Origin of the sequence: Phyllobacterium sp. 0TCS1.6A, from assembly GCF_026420825.1 — a bacterium.
Lineage (GTDB): Bacteria > Pseudomonadota > Alphaproteobacteria > Rhizobiales > Rhizobiaceae > Phyllobacterium.
On record NZ_JAPMAB010000001.1, the window covers coordinates 489,463 to 505,508 of the forward strand.

Here is a 16,046-nt window from a genome sequence, read left to right on the forward strand (position 1 = left end):
GGTTTTTCGTTCGTTTTTGCCTCGATCGTTCAGCCGAAGACGCGCTTGAATATCGTATCCACATGTTTGGTGTGGTAGCCGAGATCGAACTTCTCGCGAAGGTCGGCCTCCGACAATGAGGCCCGCACATCCTGGTCCGCCAGCAGTTCCTCGAGGAAGTCCTTGCCCTGTTCCCACACTTTCATCGCATTGCGCTGAACCAGCCTGTAGGAGTCTTCGCGCGAGACACCAGCCTGCGTCAGCGCCAGAAGCACGCGCTGGGAATGGATCAGGCCCCTGAACTTGTTCATGTTGGCGAGCATGTTGTCGGGATAGACCAGCAGTTTCTCGATGACGCCCGTCATGCGAGCCAGGGCAAAATCGAGCGTGACGGTGGCATCCGGCCCGATCATGCGCTCAACCGACGAGTGGGAAATGTCCCGTTCGTGCCAGAGCGCGACATTTTCCATGGCTGGCAGAGCAAAGGCCCGAACCATGCGGGCGAGGCCGGTCATGTTCTCCGTCAGGACGGGGTTGCGCTTGTGCGGCATGGCCGAGGAGCCCTTCTGGCCGGGCGAGAAATATTCCTCCGCCTCCAGCACTTCGGTGCGCTGCAGGTGGCGGATCTCGACCGAGAGCCGCTCGACCGACGAGGCGATTACGCCGAGGGTCGCGAAATACATGGCATGGCGGTCGCGCGGAATGACCTGAGTCGAGACCGGCTCGGCCTTCATGCCCAATGCCTTCGCGACATGTTCCTCGACGCGCGGATCGATATTGGCGAAGGTTCCGACGGCTCCCGAGATGGCGCAGGTGGCGATTTCCTCGCGCGCGGCGACGAGCCGGGCGCGGCACCGCTCGAACTCGGCATAGGCCTGCGCCAGCTTGACGCCGAACGTCGTCGGCTCGGCATGGATGCCGTGGCTGCGGCCGATGGTGACCGTGTCCTTGTGCTCGAATGCACGCTTCTTGAGCGCGGCAAGCAGGCGATCGAGATCGTCGATCAACAGGTCGCTGGCCCGCATCAACTGGACATTGAAGCAGGTGTCGAGCACGTCCGAGGAGGTCATGCCCTGATGCACGAACCTGGCATCGGGGCCGACGATCTCGGAAAGGTGCGTCAGAAAGGCGATGACGTCATGCTTGGTCTCCCGCTCGATTTCGTCGATACGGTCGATGTCGAACGTAGCCGCGCCGCCTTTTTCCCAGATCGTCGCTGCGGCTTCCTTGGGAATGACGCCAAGTTCCGCCAGTGCGTCACAGGCATGGGCTTCGATTTCAAACCAGATGCGAAACTTGGTTTCCGGGGACCAGATGGCGACCATTTCGGGCCGCGAATAGCGCGGGATCATATTTCTTCCTGTCGGCGATGTCGTTCGGGTTCAGCGGGGGTCTATCAGAGGATGCGCTGGCGCTCAACGCGAGTTTTTCACGCACAGCCTATCTTTGCCTGGTTACGGCCAGCCATCGATAGTCCGGTCCTTCGAAACCCTGTCCGCGGATGGCGATCATCACGGCAACGACCGGAGCGCCCGATTGCGGGTAGAAGGTCTGGACAGCGCCGATCGAATAGCCGAGCGGGCAGCCACGGCTTGCCGGAACTGAACTGTCTTCATGGATGGTCGATGGCGCCGCATTCGGCGTCTCTTCCTGCAGTGTCAGCCTGAAGCCCTTGATATCGCCGATGTTCTGGCAATTGCTACCCGCGGCAAGGGGGAATTCGTCAAGCGAAATGGCCAGAACCGGATCGAGAGCCGGAAAAATCGGGCGAGGATTGACCTTCACGGCCATGGGATTGGCGGAAAGCTCGGTGACAGGATTGAGGGCCACCGTATTGCCGCTATTGGCCAGCAGTTCCGCGTCCGACAAGGATGTCGCGCTCTGTGCCTTCGTTGCGGCTTCGCCGCGCGCCTTGCCGACATCGGCGCTTTCATCGTCGAGGCGCACGCGGATCGGCGTTCCTGGAAGGAATTTGTCGTCCGAGGTGCGGATATAATAGCGATTGGCGTAGGGGAAGCCGGAACCATCCTGCACGCCGAATTCCTCGAAGGCGAAGATGTCGCCATCCTTGGAGAAGCCGAGTATGTTGAGGTTGGCGACGTCGCCGGCGCCCGCCTCGACAGGAAAGGCGAGGGCGGAGGCTGCAATCAGGCCCTGCAACAGGCGGCGTTTGACCATCAGCTTGCTTTCATGATCGATGCTCTGATGCGATCGATATTATCCTTGTAATGCGCTTCTGTCCCGCCCTTATAGATCGCCGAGCCCGCAACAAGGGCGTTTGCACCAGCAGCGACTACGAGCGGCGCGGTATCGGCAGTGATTCCGCCATCTACTTCGAGATCGATCGGACGGTCTCCGATCATCTGGCGGATGCGCCGGATTTTCTCCTGCATGCCCGATATGAAGCTTTGTCCGCCAAATCCGGGATTGACGGTCATCGCCAGGATCAGGTCGACGTCATCGAGCACAAATTCGATCGCGGATTCAGGCGTTGCGGGATTGATCGCAACGCCCGCCTTCTTGCCATGCGCGCGGATCGCCTGCAGGGAACGATGCAGATGCGGCCCGGCTTCCGCGTGAACCGTTATGATATCGCATCCTGCCTTGGCAAAGGCTTCGATATATGGATCGCAGGGCGCGATCATCAGATGCGTGTCGAATATGGCATCGGTCAAGGGGCGGATAGCCTTGACGACGTCCGGCCCGAACGTGATGTTGGGGACGAAGTGGCCGTCCATGACATCGATATGAATCCAGTCAGCGCCGGCCTTGAGCACGGATTTGACCTCATCGCCCAGTCTGGAGAAATCCGACGCGAGAATGGAAGGGGCGATGACAAGCGGGCGGCTCATGGTTGTTCTCCGTACTGAAATTATCGGTGGGCGTTACCATGGGTGGCATTGCCGGACAATGCACAAGCGATTATCGCAGCGAGCTCCATACGGGATAGGGGTCACCATCGGCCGGCGTCGCTGAAAATACACCGCGCGCAATCGCCCGCGCCGTCGTGGAGGCGGCATGGGCACAGAGCTCGATGAATTCGGCCGCATCCGGTGTTCTGCCGCTGGCCCCGGTTGCGAGAGCGAAGACGAGATCGCCATCATAGGCGGTATGGGACGGCCAGATGGCGCGGGAATAACCGTCATGGGCGGATATGGCGAGCCGCTTGGCTTCGGCCTTGGTCAGGATGTAATCCGTCGCCACGACGCCGATCACCGTGTTCGAATTGGCAGGCGGGTGGGAAAATTTCGTACGAACTGCCGCAACTTCGGCAGGAAGCGGATGCGGAAGACCGAGCCCGCCAAATTCCGCGGCCAATTCGAATGGCGCCGCCCAGAAATGTCTCGATGAGCCGACCGTGACGGAACCAAGCGCGTTGGAAGCCACGAGCGCACCGATGCAAGTGCCGTTTTCGAGCATTGCCGAAGCCGAACCCAACCCGCCCTTCAGCCCGGCGACGGTCGCGCCCGTGCCTGCGCCATGGCTGCCCAGTTCGAAATCCGGGCCACTCGCTTCGACGGCGTCATGGCCGAGTTCGCGGTAGGGCGGATATCTGCCCCAGTCCTTGTCGCCGCCATTCATGAGGTCGAACAATATGGCCGCCGGCACGATCGGAACCCGGTGGCCACCAACTTCGAAACCTATCCCGCGTGCGCGCAAGGCTGCCTGCGCCCCGGATGCCGCATCGAGCCCGAAAGCCGACCCGCCGGAAAGGACGATGGCATTGACTTGCTGTACGGTATTGTGTGGCTCCAGTAGGTCGGTCTCGCGGGTACCGGGTGCCCCGCCCAGCGCCTGATAGGCCGCGGTAGCGGGTTCTTCGCAGAGAATGACGGTGCAGCCGGATTTCAGCCTGTGATCTTCGGCATTGCCGACGAGAAGGCCTTTGACGTCCGTTATGAGATTGCGCGCTCCGGGTGTAGGTGGCATTTATTCGGCCTCCGGTACGAATTGGGCGCCGTCATAGCGTTGCAATTCGTAAACATTGCCTATCCTCTGGCCGTTCTGGTCGAATTGCAGGGTGCCAAGCGCGGTCTCGAACTTGGTGTTGCGCAAAAGTTCGCTGATTGAACCGGCCTGCGTTTGCGCGGCAGTGAGCACGTTCAGCGCTGCCTCCGTCGCTGCAAAGGCTGCTATCGTATATCCCTCGGGAGCCTTGCCGGCGAGTTCCACCGCATTCCTGGCGTTGCGGGCGGTGTCGAGGAACTGCGGCTCCGTCGGCGCGACCATCAGCGTTCCCGGAACGAGATCGCCTTCCTTGCGGCTGGCATTCAGCGCTTCTCCGCCGATTATGGTGAGCTGGGTGCCCATTGTCTGCGCGCTGAGGCCGATGGATGCCGCATCGTCGCGTTCCCCGCCGACGAAGACCTCGGTCGCGCCGGCGCGTTTCAACCGCCCGACCAGTGCGTTCTGGTTGTCCAGCCCTGGCCGGTATGTGTCGTTGTACACCGGCTTCAATCCTTTTTCCTCAAGCCGTGCCCTGACGCCGCCTGCCAGTTCGCGGCCCGAAATCGTGCCGTCATCGATGATGGCGAATGGCGTGGAGCGCCAGCGTTCCGCCAATATATCGCCGGTTTCCAGGATCGCCTTGCGTTCGGAAGGCGCCGTGCGGAATACCGCAAACGGCGGATCGGCACGCAGTTCCGTCAACGTCGGTGACCGGATCGCCGGGGTGATCACGACCACGCCCTTCTGGTTGAAGAGTGGAAGGGCAGCTTCGAGCGACTCGCTGCACAGGAAGCCGATCACGACCATCACGTCGGATTGTATCAGGCGCCGTGCCACTTCCGCGCCTCCTTCCGCCTCGCACCGGTCATCTTCCGTAACGATCGTCGCACGATCCGCACCGCCATTCGCGGCTATCGCGGTGGAAACGCCAGTGACGATCTGGTCGCCGAGGCGCGCGAATGGGCCTGACAAGGGTGCTACGATACCGATCCTGTCTTCAGCATGCGCGGCACCGCAGACCATCAGGCTCAATCCCAAGAAAGCTGCCCGGATCATTGCCGTCATTGGACCTGTCGTAATTCCCTGTAAACCATTCGTACCATGCTTTTGGGTAGCGGTTTCCAGCGGTTGGCGCAATCGGGGGTCTATATAAAAGCTTTGGCTTGCTATACTGATGCGTGGGTTGAGTGGAAGAAAGCTGTGTTTATCGCCAAAGATCCTAAAATCGAGCCGCTGGCTTTTCGCAATGCAATGAGCCATTTCGCAGAAGCAGTGCATGTTGTGACCACAGATGGCCCGGCGGGCCGGCGCGGCGTGACCATTTCAGCCGTATGCTCGGTCTCGGATAATCCCGCGACCATGCTGGTGTGTCTCAACCGGGAACATGAGTCCAATCATATATTCATCGAAAACAAGGTGTTCGCGCTGAATACGCTGTCCTTCGGACATATGGCGCTGTCGGAAGCATTCTCCGGCAAAGGCAGCCTGTCGCAGGCCGACCGGTTTGCGCTCGGCGAATGGCAGACATTGCAGACGGGCGCGCCCGTGCTTGCCGATGCGCTGGCAAGTTTCGATTGCCGTATCATCGAGACGCATGAAGTCGCGACGCATTACGTGGTCTACGGACGGGTAACAGCTCTGAAAGGCGGTGGCGATGGCCAATCTCTCATCTATCTCGATCGTTCCTACCATCATGTCGGCGGTTGATCATGGTGTCCGAGACGTCTGATCCGCTTTTCATCGCCGAAGGCTGGATGAACAATGGACGCGCTGTCGCCATAGCGACTGTCGTCGAGACGTGGGGATCGTCGCCGCGGCCTGCCGGCAGTCAATTGGCGATCGACGAGGATGGCAACTTCGAGGGATCGGTCTCGGGCGGCTGCGTCGAGGCCGAAGTGATCACGACTGCGATCGACGTCATCAGGTCCGGCGAGCCGACCATGCTGGAATTCGGCGTTGCGGATGAGGTGGCCTGGAGAGCCGGACTTTCCTGTGGCGGCCGCATCAGGATTTATCTCGAGCGGCTGGGCTGACAGTGGATCCTTTTTGTCTGAAAAAGCTCAACCAGGCCCGCCGATTGCGGCAGGCCGCCATACATCTGACCGACCTCGCCGATGGCCGGGACAGGGTGATATTGCAGAACGACGCCGTTGCGGGCGAGCTAGGCGCGGCCATGGCACAGACTTTCGCAGCCGGACGTTCCCGGCTGGTGGTGGCCGACGGCCGCGAGTTCTTTCTCAATCTGCACCAGCCGGCGCTGCGTCTCGTTCTCGTGGGCGCCGTGCACGTCAGCCAGACACTGGCGCCTATGGCGGCCAAGCTCGGCTATGAGGTCGAAATCATCGATCCCCGCACCGGATTTGCAACGAGCGCGCGTTTTCCTGAGACGCAGGTTATCGCCGAATGGCCGCAGGATGTGCTGACGAACAGGCCGCTCGATCGCTACAGTGCGCTTGCCGCCCTGTCGCACGATCCGAAGATCGATGATCCGGCGCTCGAAAGCGCGCTTGAAGCGGGTTGCTTCTATATCGGGGCACTTGGTAGCCGGAAAACCCATGAGAAGCGCATCGAAAGGCTGCGCCAGAAAGGCATTGATGACGACCGGCTGGGGCGGGTGCACGCGCCAATTGGACTCGCGATCGGTGCGGCCAACCCACAGGAAATAGCGGTCGCCATCCTCGCTGAAGTCATTCAGGCGTTTCGAGTTGGTTCGATTGCCGAGGAGGCGCGGAATTGAGGGGAATGGCGTTGAGTAGGATGGTTTTGAAAGCGGTTTTGCTTTCCTCGATGATGTCGCTGGCCGGGCTGTCGTACGGTTCTGCTGCAGAACTCGCGCCCTACAAGGACGAATTGTTCCAGTATCCGGGCATATTGCAGACGGGGGATTCCGGCGATTACCTCGTCGTCGATTATGACGAGATGCGCGACATCAATGGGCGCGACCAGATACCCGAGCGCCGCGTCAAGCAAGCCTATGTATCGTTGCAGCCGAAGCGCTCCCAGAAGGACCTGGTGTTCCGGACGAGCGGAAGCGGAGTAAAGGCGATGGTCGTCGGCGACATCGGCGACCGGCCGGCATTGGTGGTCATTTATCTCCACGGTCAGGGCGGCAATCGCCAGCAGGGCATGAATGATTATACCTTTGGCGGAAATTTCAATCGCCTGAAGAACCTGATGGCGCGCAATGACGGCGTCTATATAAGCCCGGATTTTACCGATTTCGGGTCAAAGGGCGAAGAAGAGATAGCTTCGCTGGTCGGGTATGTTGCGGGACAGGCACCATCAGCCAGGATTATCATCGCCTGCGGCTCCATGGGCGGCCAATTGTGCTGGAGGGTGGCGGCCAACCAGCAGGCGGGGCAAAGCATAGCGGGTCTCGTCCTGCTCGGTTCGTTGTGGGATGAAAACTTCATTGGTTCAGCGGCCTACAAGCGCCGCGTACCGGTGTTTTTCGGTCATGGCGGCCGCGATCCGGTGTTCGCGGTTGAGAAGCAGGAAGCCTTCTACCGCAAGCTGCGTAGCGGTGCGAAGAACTATCCGGTTCGCTTCCATCGTTTCGAGGGCGGCAACCACGGCACGCCGATCCGGATGACCGACTGGAGGGCGGCCTTGAACTGGATGCTTTCCAAGGCTCCATGAAGGCTTTGTTTCATGTTGCAATAAAGTCCCAGTGTGGCAGCTGTGCCACTCGACAATTGTTAAAAAGCGAATAGTTTCCGGCCAATATTCAGCCATTCAAAAGACGATTTTGCGGAGAAAGCAATGGGTCTGCCCAACAACATTCTATGCCGGATTGCCCCTTTGGCGATCCTTGTCCCGCTGGCAGCGTGTTCGACCACGAGCGACATGGGATCGCGCCCGGTGATCATTCCAACCTTCGCGCCGCCACGCCCGCCGGTTGACGCTGCTCTTGCCGACCCTTGCATATCGGCGGCTTCGGCCAAGTATTTCCTTGCCGAACGCCATATCAAGGTCATCGACTCGGAAGCCGTCGGCGGCGGTGTCAACCATGTTCGGCTGAAGGCCGATATCCGCGACGCTCTCTGCACCGTCACGGACAAGGGCAAGGTCCGTTCCGTCGTGGATACGATGCCGAAGAGCGCCGACCAGGTTGCCGCCGAAGAGGCTGCCGCCCGCAAGGCGGCATCGGGGCAGGCGGAAGCGCCCGCGCCCGTCAAGAAGGCCAGGAAGAAGAGCTGAGCCCAAGGGCGAAGAAGCGGCGCAGCATCAGCTATCCGCTTCTTCCGCGCCCGGCGAACGCGGCACCAGCACTTTCAGTTCACCAGGGTGGATCTGTATTTTCACGTCGCGCGGAAGTTGTATCAACTCGCCGTCGATGGTCGCCTTGGCGTGCTTCCTCAGATGCGGGAAGTGAAGCTCGATCGTCCTGGCAAATTTCTCCTCGACATCCGGATGGTCCCGCCAAGAGCCGGTAAAGACGCTAAGGGCGAGCTTCGCGATGGAGGCGGGCGTCGGTTTGCGCGCGATATAGATTCCGAGTTCGCCTCTGCCGAGCTTGTCGGGCACCGGCAACATGCCTTGCCCATAGGGATTGTTGGCGACGGATACAGCCGAGACTTTTCTTTCGCTCGCCTTTCCGTTCAAGGTCATGCGCACCTTGAAGTTCGGCGGTTTGCTGACTGCCTTCGCAAAGGCCCGCAAGCTCGCAAGTCGCTTGCCCCATCGTGAACTATATTCCAGCGTGTTGCGGAATTCGATCATCTGGGGCTGGAAGCCGATGGAGAACTGATGGACGAAGCTCTCATCATTGGCGGTCGAGATATCGACGGCGATGATCTCGCCGGTGGCGAGGCTTTCCAGAGCTGCCGTCAGATCCAACGGGATCTTGAGCGCACGGGCGAAGAGGTTCATCGTCCCTGCCGGTAGAACGGCGAGGGGAATGCCGGCTTTCCATGCGATATCGGCGGCGGCCGAGATCGTCCCGTCGCCGCCGCCGGCCATCAATACCGGCTCACCGGACTCGCCTGCGACCCGTTGCATCGCCTTGACGATGTCTTTTCCCGAGACGATCTCGCTGCTGAATTCGTGGCCGCGCTCTTCGAACAGGGTTTTTGCCGTCTGGCTGAATTGCTGCATATCGGTGGTGCGGAATGTTCCGCCATCCCGATTGAAAACGGCGTGAATTCTCATTCATGGCCCCTCTGTTGGCGGATGACGCTGCCGCTCACCCCGGACACGAGCAATGGTCGAGGCCGGATTTGGTTCCCTGCGCCTTTCCCAGATGCGGACTGTCAAACCCGAGTTCGGCCAGCGCTCCCCTTATCTCCGCGGCGCTCATGAACAGGCGCCAGAGCAGGCCGCTGCGGTAGTTCTCGATCATGGCGATGATCGGTCCCTGGTCTATGGCGAGGTAGGTTCGGGCAAACCAGTTGAGCGAAGGCGCGAAGGCGTCGACGAAGCCAAAGCGGCCACCGATACGGCCCCGGGGCAACGACAGGAAATAGCGCAGCGCCTGCAGCGATTCCTCCGGCAGATAGGGCATGCTGCTCAAGGCGGCGGTGGGCGCGATCACGCCATTGTCCGTTGCCGGGGAGCCGACGCTATAGCCTTTCGGCCCATGGCTCGACGTCAATCCCCAACAGAACGGGGCATGGCCCGCCTGGACGCTATGATTATAGTTGATGCGGCAATGGGCAACATTCTGCTCCCAATAGTCGGCATAGCGATCAACCAGGCCGCGGGGATCGAGGCCGCAGAAGGAATAATGGGCGAAGAAGAGCGGCCCGCCGAAATCCGGCCCGAGCGGCAGTTTGACCCCGTAGAAGCTTTGACCGTTGCGCAGGGCGCCGTTGGCGGCAAAACCCTCATGATAGATGATCGGGTCGATCGCTGCCGTGGGTGACGCCGCTGCCAGGAGATAGGTAATCAGAGCCTCATTCCAGCCCCGGACAGGGACGTTGCGGCGAAAGCCATGTCGGGGGCTGCGGTGCCAATAAAGCACTCTCTCGCCGGATTTGATGTGCGAGGTCCAGCGAACTTCGCGCCACAGGCCGTCGATGCGGCTCCGGATATCGACCTCATCGTTGCAATCGCCGGAAAAATACTGCCGGGCGCAGATGAGACCTTGCATCAGCAGGGAGGTTTCGACGAGGTCGCCGCCGTCGTCGAGCCGGGAAAAAGGCACCGTCGAACCGTCCATTCCATTGATGAAATGCGGAAAGACGCCATCATAGCGCCGCGCGCCTTCAAGGGCGGTCAGCATCCGGTCAAGCCTCGTTGTCGCTTGCGTCCGGTCAATCCAGCCCCGCTCGACGCCGATGATGATCGCCATGATCGCAAAGCCCGAACCACCGATTGCGACGAGATCGTTCTTTGGATCGGCCGTCCGTCCGGATCGGTCGCGCGCGAGGCCGCTCGCCGGATGCGCGCCATCCCAGAAATAGCGAAAGCTCTGGCGCTGGATCTCCTCCAGCAGATCATCATCTTTGCCAGCGACGATTGACGATTGCTGGTCTATTCTTAAATTCATGTGAACAGTTTGCGCATACTGATCGGCAGCGAAACAGCTAATGCGCGCGAGACGCGCTTCTCCACAATCCATAGGGGCAATCCGGTCATGAAGAACGACCAATATAGTTTCGAGCCGCAACCACAGCCATTCTTGCGGATAAAGCAGTCGGAAAAACTGTTTCCGGTGCACCGAATCTACTGTGTCGGCCGCAATTATGCGGATCATGGCATCGAAATGGGCCACGATCCAAACCGGGAGCCGCCGTTCTTCTTCCAGAAGAACCCCGATTCGCTCGTGATAGACGGGGCCGATTTTCCCTATCCGGGCGCCAGCAGTGACGTGCATTTCGAAATGGAACTGGTGGTCGCAATCGGCAGGGACGGCGCGGGGATCGCCGCCCAAGATGCGCTGGACCACGTGTTCGGCTATGCGGCAGGGCTCGACATGACCCGCCGCGACCTGCAGGGCGAAGCCAAGAAGCTCGGCAGACCCTGGGAGACCGGGAAGGCGTTCGAAGCGTCGGCGCCATGTTCCGAGATTGTGCCGGTATCGATGATCGACCATCCGGGCGAGGGCGCAATCTGGCTGAAGGTCAATGGCGTCGAACGCCAGCGCGGCGACCTGCGTCAGATGATCTGGAACGTATCGGAGACCATCGCCTTTCTGTCGACGCTGTTCACCCTGAGGGCAGGCGATCTTATCTTTTCCGGTACGCCGGCGGGCGTTGGCGCCGTCCAGCGCGGCGACGAACTGCATGGAGGTGTCGATGGCGTGGCCGAAATTCGGACCAAGGTGGTCTGAAGATCAAACTTCGCCGACAAAATGACCTTGTTCGCGACACCTCGACGAACAATAATTCAGGGGAGCAGTTGCAACTGCAGCGCGTAAAATCATCGCCAAATCAATCATGTGCAACTGCGCCGCCGGCTAATGAATAAAATTGTGATCAGATGTGAGAAATTTGTCCCTTGTATTTGATTTCAAATGGTTTTATCTGACTGAAGTATAACGTCAAATTCCCTCTCCATTGTGTCTGTACGGTATCCGGATGAATCATCGCATCGTTTTTGGTTCTTACCCAATCCCTCGCTTTGCGGGGATTGCCAGCCATAATTTCGTCGCCTGGACCGATGCGGATGGGCGGCCGCTCTACGAGATCAATGGCGGTGCGGCAAATGCCGATGGCAGTTTCAATTATTGTGCGGTCAAGGGACCGCTGACGGCGGTCGTTACCGACTACCGGCACCGCAATCTGACCTATTATCCTGAATTCTATGTTCGGCCGACATCGGTTTCGAATGTCCTGATGGAAGCGCCCTTTGCCGTCATTGCCGCACGCTGGAATGCTGCGGTAGAGGTAGCGGAGATGATAAGGCAGTCCGGTCTGCGCTATTCCTTCCTGGTGCAGAACAGCAATAGCGTCGCCACGGCCATAACCGAAGCCATGGGCCTTACGCCTCCCTCGGCCGCAATCGGACGGCTGAAGGCGCCGGGAAGCTTCCGGAGACTTGCCCTGAAGGCTGCCTGAGGTCGGGCCGCGCCGAGGCGCCCGGCATCATCGATAGTCAAGGCGCAATCCCGCCATTATTTGATTGCTAATGACGGCGTCCCGAATTCATGTTGATTTGGGGATGTTCAACCGTCGAAGGCGGTCCTCATGACTTCCGTCAATGATAAAGTGGATGCCACTGACAAACCCAAGGATGTATCCGGGGTGGGTTTTCAACTGGGCAATCGCACGCGCTCGGCACTGTTTGCAGCCCTGGGCATCGGCGTCGCTGCCATCAGTCTTTTCATACTCAGCCGCGTATCGAGCGACCTGCACCTGCACGATGTGCGGCGCTCGCTTCACGCGCTTCCGGCAAGTTCGCTATGGCTGGCGCTGCTTCTGACGCTGGTCAGCTTTGCGGCAGTCGCGCTTTACGACGTCGTGGCGGTCGAGACCATTGCTCCGGGCCGCGTGCCCTATCGCATATCGGCGCTGGCCGGCGGTGCGGGCTATGCCATCTCCAACGCTCTTGGTTTCTCCCTGCTGACGGGCGGGGCGCTCCGCTACCGGGTTTATGCGGCGGAAGGCATAGATACGGCCGATATCGGCAGAATTATCGGCACATCGTGGATGGCGATCTGGTTCGCATTCACGATCATGATCGCCGTGGCACTCGTTACAGACCCGTCGCGGATACCCTGGCTGGTCTCCTTTGGCCCGGCTCTCGATGAGGCGATCGGTATCGGTATCCTGCTTGCCGTGGCGGCGCTGCTTTTCTGGCTGTCGCGACGCGAGCGGACGTTGCGGCTGGGAAGATTGTCGGTGCGGCTGCCTTCGACACAGGGTGCGCTGCTGCAGATCGTCGCCGGTCTCATCGATGTCGCGGCGGCTGCCGCGACGCTTTATGTGCTGTTGCCGCCGGATGCCGTTGGCAGCATCGCCGCCTTCGCGCTGATCTATGTCGTGGCCGTCGCACTTGGCCTGCTCAGCCACGCCCCTGGAGGCCTTGGCGCATTCGAGGCGACGATCGTTACAGGGCTGGGGCTTGGTCAGAATCCCGATGCCATTGCCGGGCTTGTTGCCTATCGTGTCATTTATACGCTTATCCCGTTCCTGATTGCCGTTGCCGGTTTCGTTCTGTCCGAAATATTGCGCCGCCGGCATCTTATCGCAGCGCCAGCCCAGGCCGTGGTGCGCTTGTTCGAGCCGCTGATACCACCGCTGTCCGCGGGGATAGCCTTTCTCGGCGGCATCGTCCTCCTCATCTCCACGGTCATTCCCGGCGCTCGCGGCAGGATAGAGACACTCGCCGACATAGTGCCATTGCCGTTCCTCGAAATGTCCCATCTTGGCGCGAGTTTCGTCGGACTGGCGCTGCTGATCGTTGCGCGTGGACTGGCGAGGCGGCTGTGGCGGGCGTGGCTTGTCGCCATCGTGCTGTTCAGCCTCGGTGCAGTGTTCGCGCTGTTCAAGGCGCTGGCCTGGGAAGAATCGGTCATTCTCGGACTGATGGCGGGAATATTGCTGCTGTTCGGCGATTCCTTCTATCGCAAGCCGCTCGACGAGCGTTTTGCCTTGAGCTGGGGATGGCTTGCCAGCATCGGAACGACCGCATTCGCCATCATCTGGCTCGGATTTTTCGCCTATCGGCACGTGGAATACGCCAATGAACTCTGGTGGGAGTTCGCCTGGGATGCGCCGGCATCGCGCTTCCTGCGGGCAACCGTGCTGTTGCTTACATTGCTCGCAGCAGCGACCATCAACACGATCATCAATGGCGCCGGGCGGAGCAGGCTGAAAAAGCAGCCGATCCCGTCCGGGGTTCCGGCCCTTGTCGAGGCATCGCCGCGCGCATCCGATGCGCTGGCGCTGCTTGGCGACAAGCGATTTCTCCTTGACCCGCAGGGCCGGGGATTTGTCATGTATGCGCGTTCGGGCGGCAGTCTCGTCTCGATGGGCGAGCCGGTCGGGAACGCTGCCGTCGCCGACGAACTCGCCTGGGCATTCCGGGCGCTTGCCGATCGCTCGGGCTTGAGAACGGTGTTCTACGCGGTCGGGCCGGAGCGCATTCCGCTGTTCCTCGATATGGGCCTGACGGCACTCAAGCTTGGAGAGGTCGCACGCGTCGAACTCGAGGATTTCTCGCTGGAAGGATCCAGGCGCCAGCCGCTGCGATATGCGGCGCGTCGCCTCGAAAAAGAAGGGATATCCTTCGAGATCGTCGGCCGGGACACCACCGCGGAGATCATGGATGAACTGCGGCAGGTTTCGGACGCCTGGCTCGATATGAAATCCGGTTCCGAGAAGCGCTTTTCGCTCGGCTCGTTCGACCCTGACTATCTGACCTATTTCGACATTGCGGTTCTGCGCAGGGAGGGCCGCATCGTTGCCTTCGCCAATCTGTGGCGGGGTGCCGACAAGCATGAGATGGCGGTCGATCTGATGCGCCATCTGCCCGACGCTTCGAGCGTCGTCATGGATGGGCTGTTCGCCAACCTGCTGATGGCCGCCAAGAATGAAGGCTACCAATGGTTCAATCTGGGCGCTGCGCCGCTGTCCGGCCTTTCCGACAGCCATCTCGCCTCACGCTGGAACAGGATAGGCTCCTTCATCTATCGCCGCGGTGCTGAATTCTACCGATTCGACGGGCTGCGGTCGTTCAAGGACAAGTTCGGGCCGAAATGGACGCCCTATTATCTCATCTGCCCCGCCGGACTGGCCACGCCGCGCTCGCTGATCGACGCGACCAATCTCGTCAGCGGCAACCCCTTCGAGGTTCTCAAAAGATGAAATTGCCGCGTCGTTCGCTATCCGGACTGCTCGTCGCCCTGGTGCTCGTCAGTCTCGGGCTGGCGCTTTATCTGAACTACGGCCTGCCTGGTCTCAGGCCCAACGCTGTCACGGTCACGGCCGAGAGGTTGAAAGACGTTCCGCTGTTGCAGCCCAAGGGAGAGGTGACCGGCCTTGCCATACTTGTGTCGCAGACCGGCGGTCCTGCTGCCGACGATCGAGCTCTGGCGGACAAGCTCCTCGACCGGGGTTTTCTCGTTCTCACTGTCGACCTTGAGAAATGGCGGCGCGAACTGAACCAGGATACCGGCGATTGCACCTATTTTGTTGCCGATTTCGAGGGCCTCGCAAAGGAGGCGCAGCGCCTGGTCGGAGGCAGTACCTACATGCACCCGGTGATCGTCGGCATCGGCGAGGGCGGCGTCATGGCCTATGCGTCCGACGCCGATACGCCTGCGGCGACCCTTGCCGGGGCAGTGATCGTCGATCCCGCCGCCGCCCTGAACACCAAGCTTCCATCGTGCGAAGGTGCGGATTACGAAGCCGTTGCCGGTCAGGGATACAGCTATTCCTACAATGCCGATCTGCCGAACCCCGCCATCATCGTGCGCGAGAAGCCGGATGCGGAGCCGAAAGGGCCGCCGACGCAGGGGTATTTCCTTGCCGAGGAACGACTTGCCGACACCAGGGCGAAGCGTCTCGACATGGCTGCCGATGCTGCTGTGGAAATCGCGCGCGAAGATGCCTCTGCGGGTGCGCTTCCGACGATCGACATTCCTGCAAAGGATGGTCAGGCGAAATATCTCGCGCTGTTCTTTTCCGGCGATGGCGGCTGGAGAGATATCGACAAATCCGTCGGCGACATCATTGCGGGCAAGTCCGTGCACGTCGTCGGTGTCGATTCCCTTCGTTACTATTGGAGCCTGCGCAAGCCGGAGGGGATTGCCAAGGATATCGCGCACATGGTTGCGAAGGCTGATCCCGGCGGCAGGCTTCCGGTCGTGCTGCTGGGCTATTCGTTTGGAGCGAACACGCTGCCTTTCGCCTGGCCCTATCTGCCGAAGAGGCTGCAGGACCGCACCGCAATGATCGGCCTTATCGGTACGGAGAAGACCACGCCTTTTCAGGTTTCCGTCGGCGCCTGGCTCGGTCTGGGCGGCGATAGCGACGTTGCGCCAGCCATTGCCAGGCTGCCGGCGTCGAAGGCGCTGTGCGTCTATGGGTCGGAGGAGGACGATACGGCCTGCAACGATCCGGCGCTGGCCGCCGTCGAAAAGATCGAGCTAGCCGGCGATCACCACTATGACGAGAAGTACGAGCTTCTGGCCCAGAAACTGATGGAGGCGCTGGGCCGACGCTTGCCGTGAC

16 protein-coding genes are annotated in these 16,046 nt (G+C 60.5%); 9 read left to right on the forward strand and 7 right to left on the reverse strand.

What is annotated here, in order from left to right:
- Positions 1–29 precede the first annotated feature (29 nt).
- The 5 genes from purB to OSJ75_RS02330 form a co-directional block, all read right to left on the reverse strand.
- On the reverse strand, positions 30–1,331 hold the full coding sequence (gene purB / locus OSJ75_RS02310) for an adenylosuccinate lyase (protein WP_267226673.1): 1,302 nt from the start codon (positions 1,329–1,331) through the stop codon (positions 30–32).
- Positions 1,332–1,419: 88 nt separating this feature from the next.
- Complete coding sequence (locus OSJ75_RS02315) at positions 1,420–2,157, reverse strand: DUF2259 domain-containing protein (RefSeq protein WP_267226675.1); 738 nt, start codon at positions 2,155–2,157, stop codon at positions 1,420–1,422.
- Positions 2,157–2,831 carry a ribulose-phosphate 3-epimerase gene (rpe, locus tag OSJ75_RS02320; RefSeq protein WP_250013660.1) on the reverse strand — a complete coding sequence of 225 codons (675 nt, stop codon included), beginning with the start codon at positions 2,829–2,831 and terminating at the stop codon, positions 2,157–2,159. Before rpe ends, OSJ75_RS02315 begins: the two co-directional genes overlap by 1 nt.
- A gap of 70 nt (positions 2,832–2,901) precedes the next feature.
- Positions 2,902–3,909, reverse strand: coding sequence for a P1 family peptidase (locus tag OSJ75_RS02325; protein WP_250013662.1), 1,008 nt, complete (start codon positions 3,907–3,909; stop codon positions 2,902–2,904).
- A complete protein-coding gene (locus tag OSJ75_RS02330) occupies positions 3,910–4,992 on the reverse strand; it encodes a branched-chain amino acid ABC transporter substrate-binding protein (protein ID WP_267226678.1) in 1,083 nt (360 codons plus the stop codon).
- 186 nt (positions 4,993–5,178) lie between these two features.
- Between OSJ75_RS02330 and OSJ75_RS02335 the strand changes: the two genes are divergently transcribed.
- The 5 genes from OSJ75_RS02335 (at position 5,179) to OSJ75_RS02355 (ending at position 8,127) form a co-directional block, all read left to right on the forward strand.
- A complete protein-coding gene (locus OSJ75_RS02335; RefSeq protein ID WP_250014384.1) occupies positions 5,179–5,634 on the forward strand; it encodes a flavin reductase in 456 nt (151 codons plus the stop codon).
- A 2-nt stretch (positions 5,635–5,636) separates the two neighbouring features.
- Positions 5,637–5,960, forward strand: a complete 324-nt coding sequence (locus OSJ75_RS02340) for an XdhC family protein (protein WP_250013668.1) — start codon at positions 5,637–5,639, stop codon at positions 5,958–5,960.
- Between the two features lie 2 nt (positions 5,961–5,962).
- Positions 5,963–6,664 (forward strand): XdhC family protein, encoded by a 702-nt coding sequence (locus tag OSJ75_RS02345; RefSeq protein ID WP_267226681.1) that lies wholly within the window; start codon positions 5,963–5,965, stop codon positions 6,662–6,664.
- Between the two features lie 20 nt (positions 6,665–6,684).
- On the forward strand, positions 6,685–7,566 hold the full coding sequence (locus OSJ75_RS02350; RefSeq protein WP_416362513.1) for an alpha/beta hydrolase: 882 nt from the start codon (positions 6,685–6,687) through the stop codon (positions 7,564–7,566).
- 123 nt (positions 7,567–7,689) lie between these two features.
- The gene (locus OSJ75_RS02355) at positions 7,690–8,127 is read left to right on the forward strand and encodes a hypothetical protein (protein ID WP_267226683.1); all 438 of its coding nucleotides are present in this window, start codon (positions 7,690–7,692) and stop codon (positions 8,125–8,127) included.
- A 27-nt stretch (positions 8,128–8,154) separates the two neighbouring features.
- Here the strand turns inward: OSJ75_RS02355 and OSJ75_RS02360 are convergent, their stop codons facing one another.
- Positions 8,155–9,078, reverse strand: coding sequence for a diacylglycerol/lipid kinase family protein (locus tag OSJ75_RS02360; RefSeq protein ID WP_267226686.1), 924 nt, complete (start codon positions 9,076–9,078; stop codon positions 8,155–8,157).
- 34 nt (positions 9,079–9,112) lie between these two features.
- Entirely contained in the window at positions 9,113–10,417 is a 1,305-nt protein-coding gene (locus tag OSJ75_RS02365) for a glucoamylase family protein (RefSeq protein WP_267226688.1), read from the reverse strand.
- Between the two features lie 87 nt (positions 10,418–10,504).
- Here OSJ75_RS02365 and OSJ75_RS02370 point away from each other — a divergent pair, with 87 nt between their 5' ends.
- From OSJ75_RS02370 to OSJ75_RS02385, 4 genes are all read left to right on the forward strand, one after another.
- Positions 10,505–11,200 carry a fumarylacetoacetate hydrolase family protein gene (locus OSJ75_RS02370; protein WP_267227031.1) on the forward strand — a complete coding sequence of 232 codons (696 nt, stop codon included), beginning with the start codon at positions 10,505–10,507 and terminating at the stop codon, positions 11,198–11,200.
- A 247-nt stretch (positions 11,201–11,447) separates the two neighbouring features.
- Positions 11,448–11,927: a hypothetical protein gene (locus OSJ75_RS02375; RefSeq protein WP_267226691.1), complete on the forward strand. Its 480-nt coding sequence runs from the start codon at positions 11,448–11,450 to the stop codon at positions 11,925–11,927.
- Positions 11,928–12,056: 129 nt separating this feature from the next.
- Positions 12,057–14,678 (forward strand): bifunctional lysylphosphatidylglycerol flippase/synthetase MprF, encoded by a 2,622-nt coding sequence (gene mprF, locus OSJ75_RS02380; RefSeq protein ID WP_267226693.1) that lies wholly within the window; start codon positions 12,057–12,059, stop codon positions 14,676–14,678.
- Positions 14,675–16,045, forward strand: coding sequence for an AcvB/VirJ family lysyl-phosphatidylglycerol hydrolase (locus tag OSJ75_RS02385; protein ID WP_267226695.1), 1,371 nt, complete (start codon positions 14,675–14,677; stop codon positions 16,043–16,045). Before mprF ends, OSJ75_RS02385 begins: the two co-directional genes overlap by 4 nt.
- Position 16,046: the final 1 nt, after the last annotated feature.

Coding starts and splice junctions, on each gene's coding strand:
- OSJ75_RS02365 (WP_267226688.1), bottom strand. CDS start 10,417: ATGAATTTAAGAATAGACCAGCAATCGTCAATCGTCGCTGGCAAAGAT.
- rpe (WP_250013660.1), bottom strand. CDS start 2,831: ATGAGCCGCCCGCTTGTCATCGCCCCTTCCATTCTCGCGTCGGATTTC.
- OSJ75_RS02355 (WP_267226683.1), top strand. CDS start 7,690: ATGGGTCTGCCCAACAACATTCTATGCCGGATTGCCCCTTTGGCGATC.
- OSJ75_RS02350 (WP_416362513.1), top strand. CDS start 6,685: ATGGTTTTGAAAGCGGTTTTGCTTTCCTCGATGATGTCGCTGGCCGGG.
- OSJ75_RS02385 (WP_267226695.1), top strand. CDS start 14,675: ATGAAATTGCCGCGTCGTTCGCTATCCGGACTGCTCGTCGCCCTGGTG.
- OSJ75_RS02340 (WP_250013668.1), top strand. CDS start 5,637: ATGGTGTCCGAGACGTCTGATCCGCTTTTCATCGCCGAAGGCTGGATG.
- OSJ75_RS02375 (WP_267226691.1), top strand. CDS start 11,448: ATGAATCATCGCATCGTTTTTGGTTCTTACCCAATCCCTCGCTTTGCG.
- purB (WP_267226673.1), bottom strand. CDS start 1,331: ATGATCCCGCGCTATTCGCGGCCCGAAATGGTCGCCATCTGGTCCCCG.
- OSJ75_RS02360 (WP_267226686.1), bottom strand. CDS start 9,078: ATGAGAATTCACGCCGTTTTCAATCGGGATGGCGGAACATTCCGCACC.
- mprF (WP_267226693.1), top strand. CDS start 12,057: ATGACTTCCGTCAATGATAAAGTGGATGCCACTGACAAACCCAAGGAT.
- OSJ75_RS02370 (WP_267227031.1), top strand. CDS start 10,505: ATGAAGAACGACCAATATAGTTTCGAGCCGCAACCACAGCCATTCTTG.
- OSJ75_RS02330 (WP_267226678.1), bottom strand. CDS start 4,992: ATGACGGCAATGATCCGGGCAGCTTTCTTGGGATTGAGCCTGATGGTC.
- OSJ75_RS02325 (WP_250013662.1), bottom strand. CDS start 3,909: ATGCCACCTACACCCGGAGCGCGCAATCTCATAACGGACGTCAAAGGC.
- OSJ75_RS02335 (WP_250014384.1), top strand. CDS start 5,179: ATGAGCCATTTCGCAGAAGCAGTGCATGTTGTGACCACAGATGGCCCG.
- OSJ75_RS02315 (WP_267226675.1), bottom strand. CDS start 2,157: ATGGTCAAACGCCGCCTGTTGCAGGGCCTGATTGCAGCCTCCGCCCTC.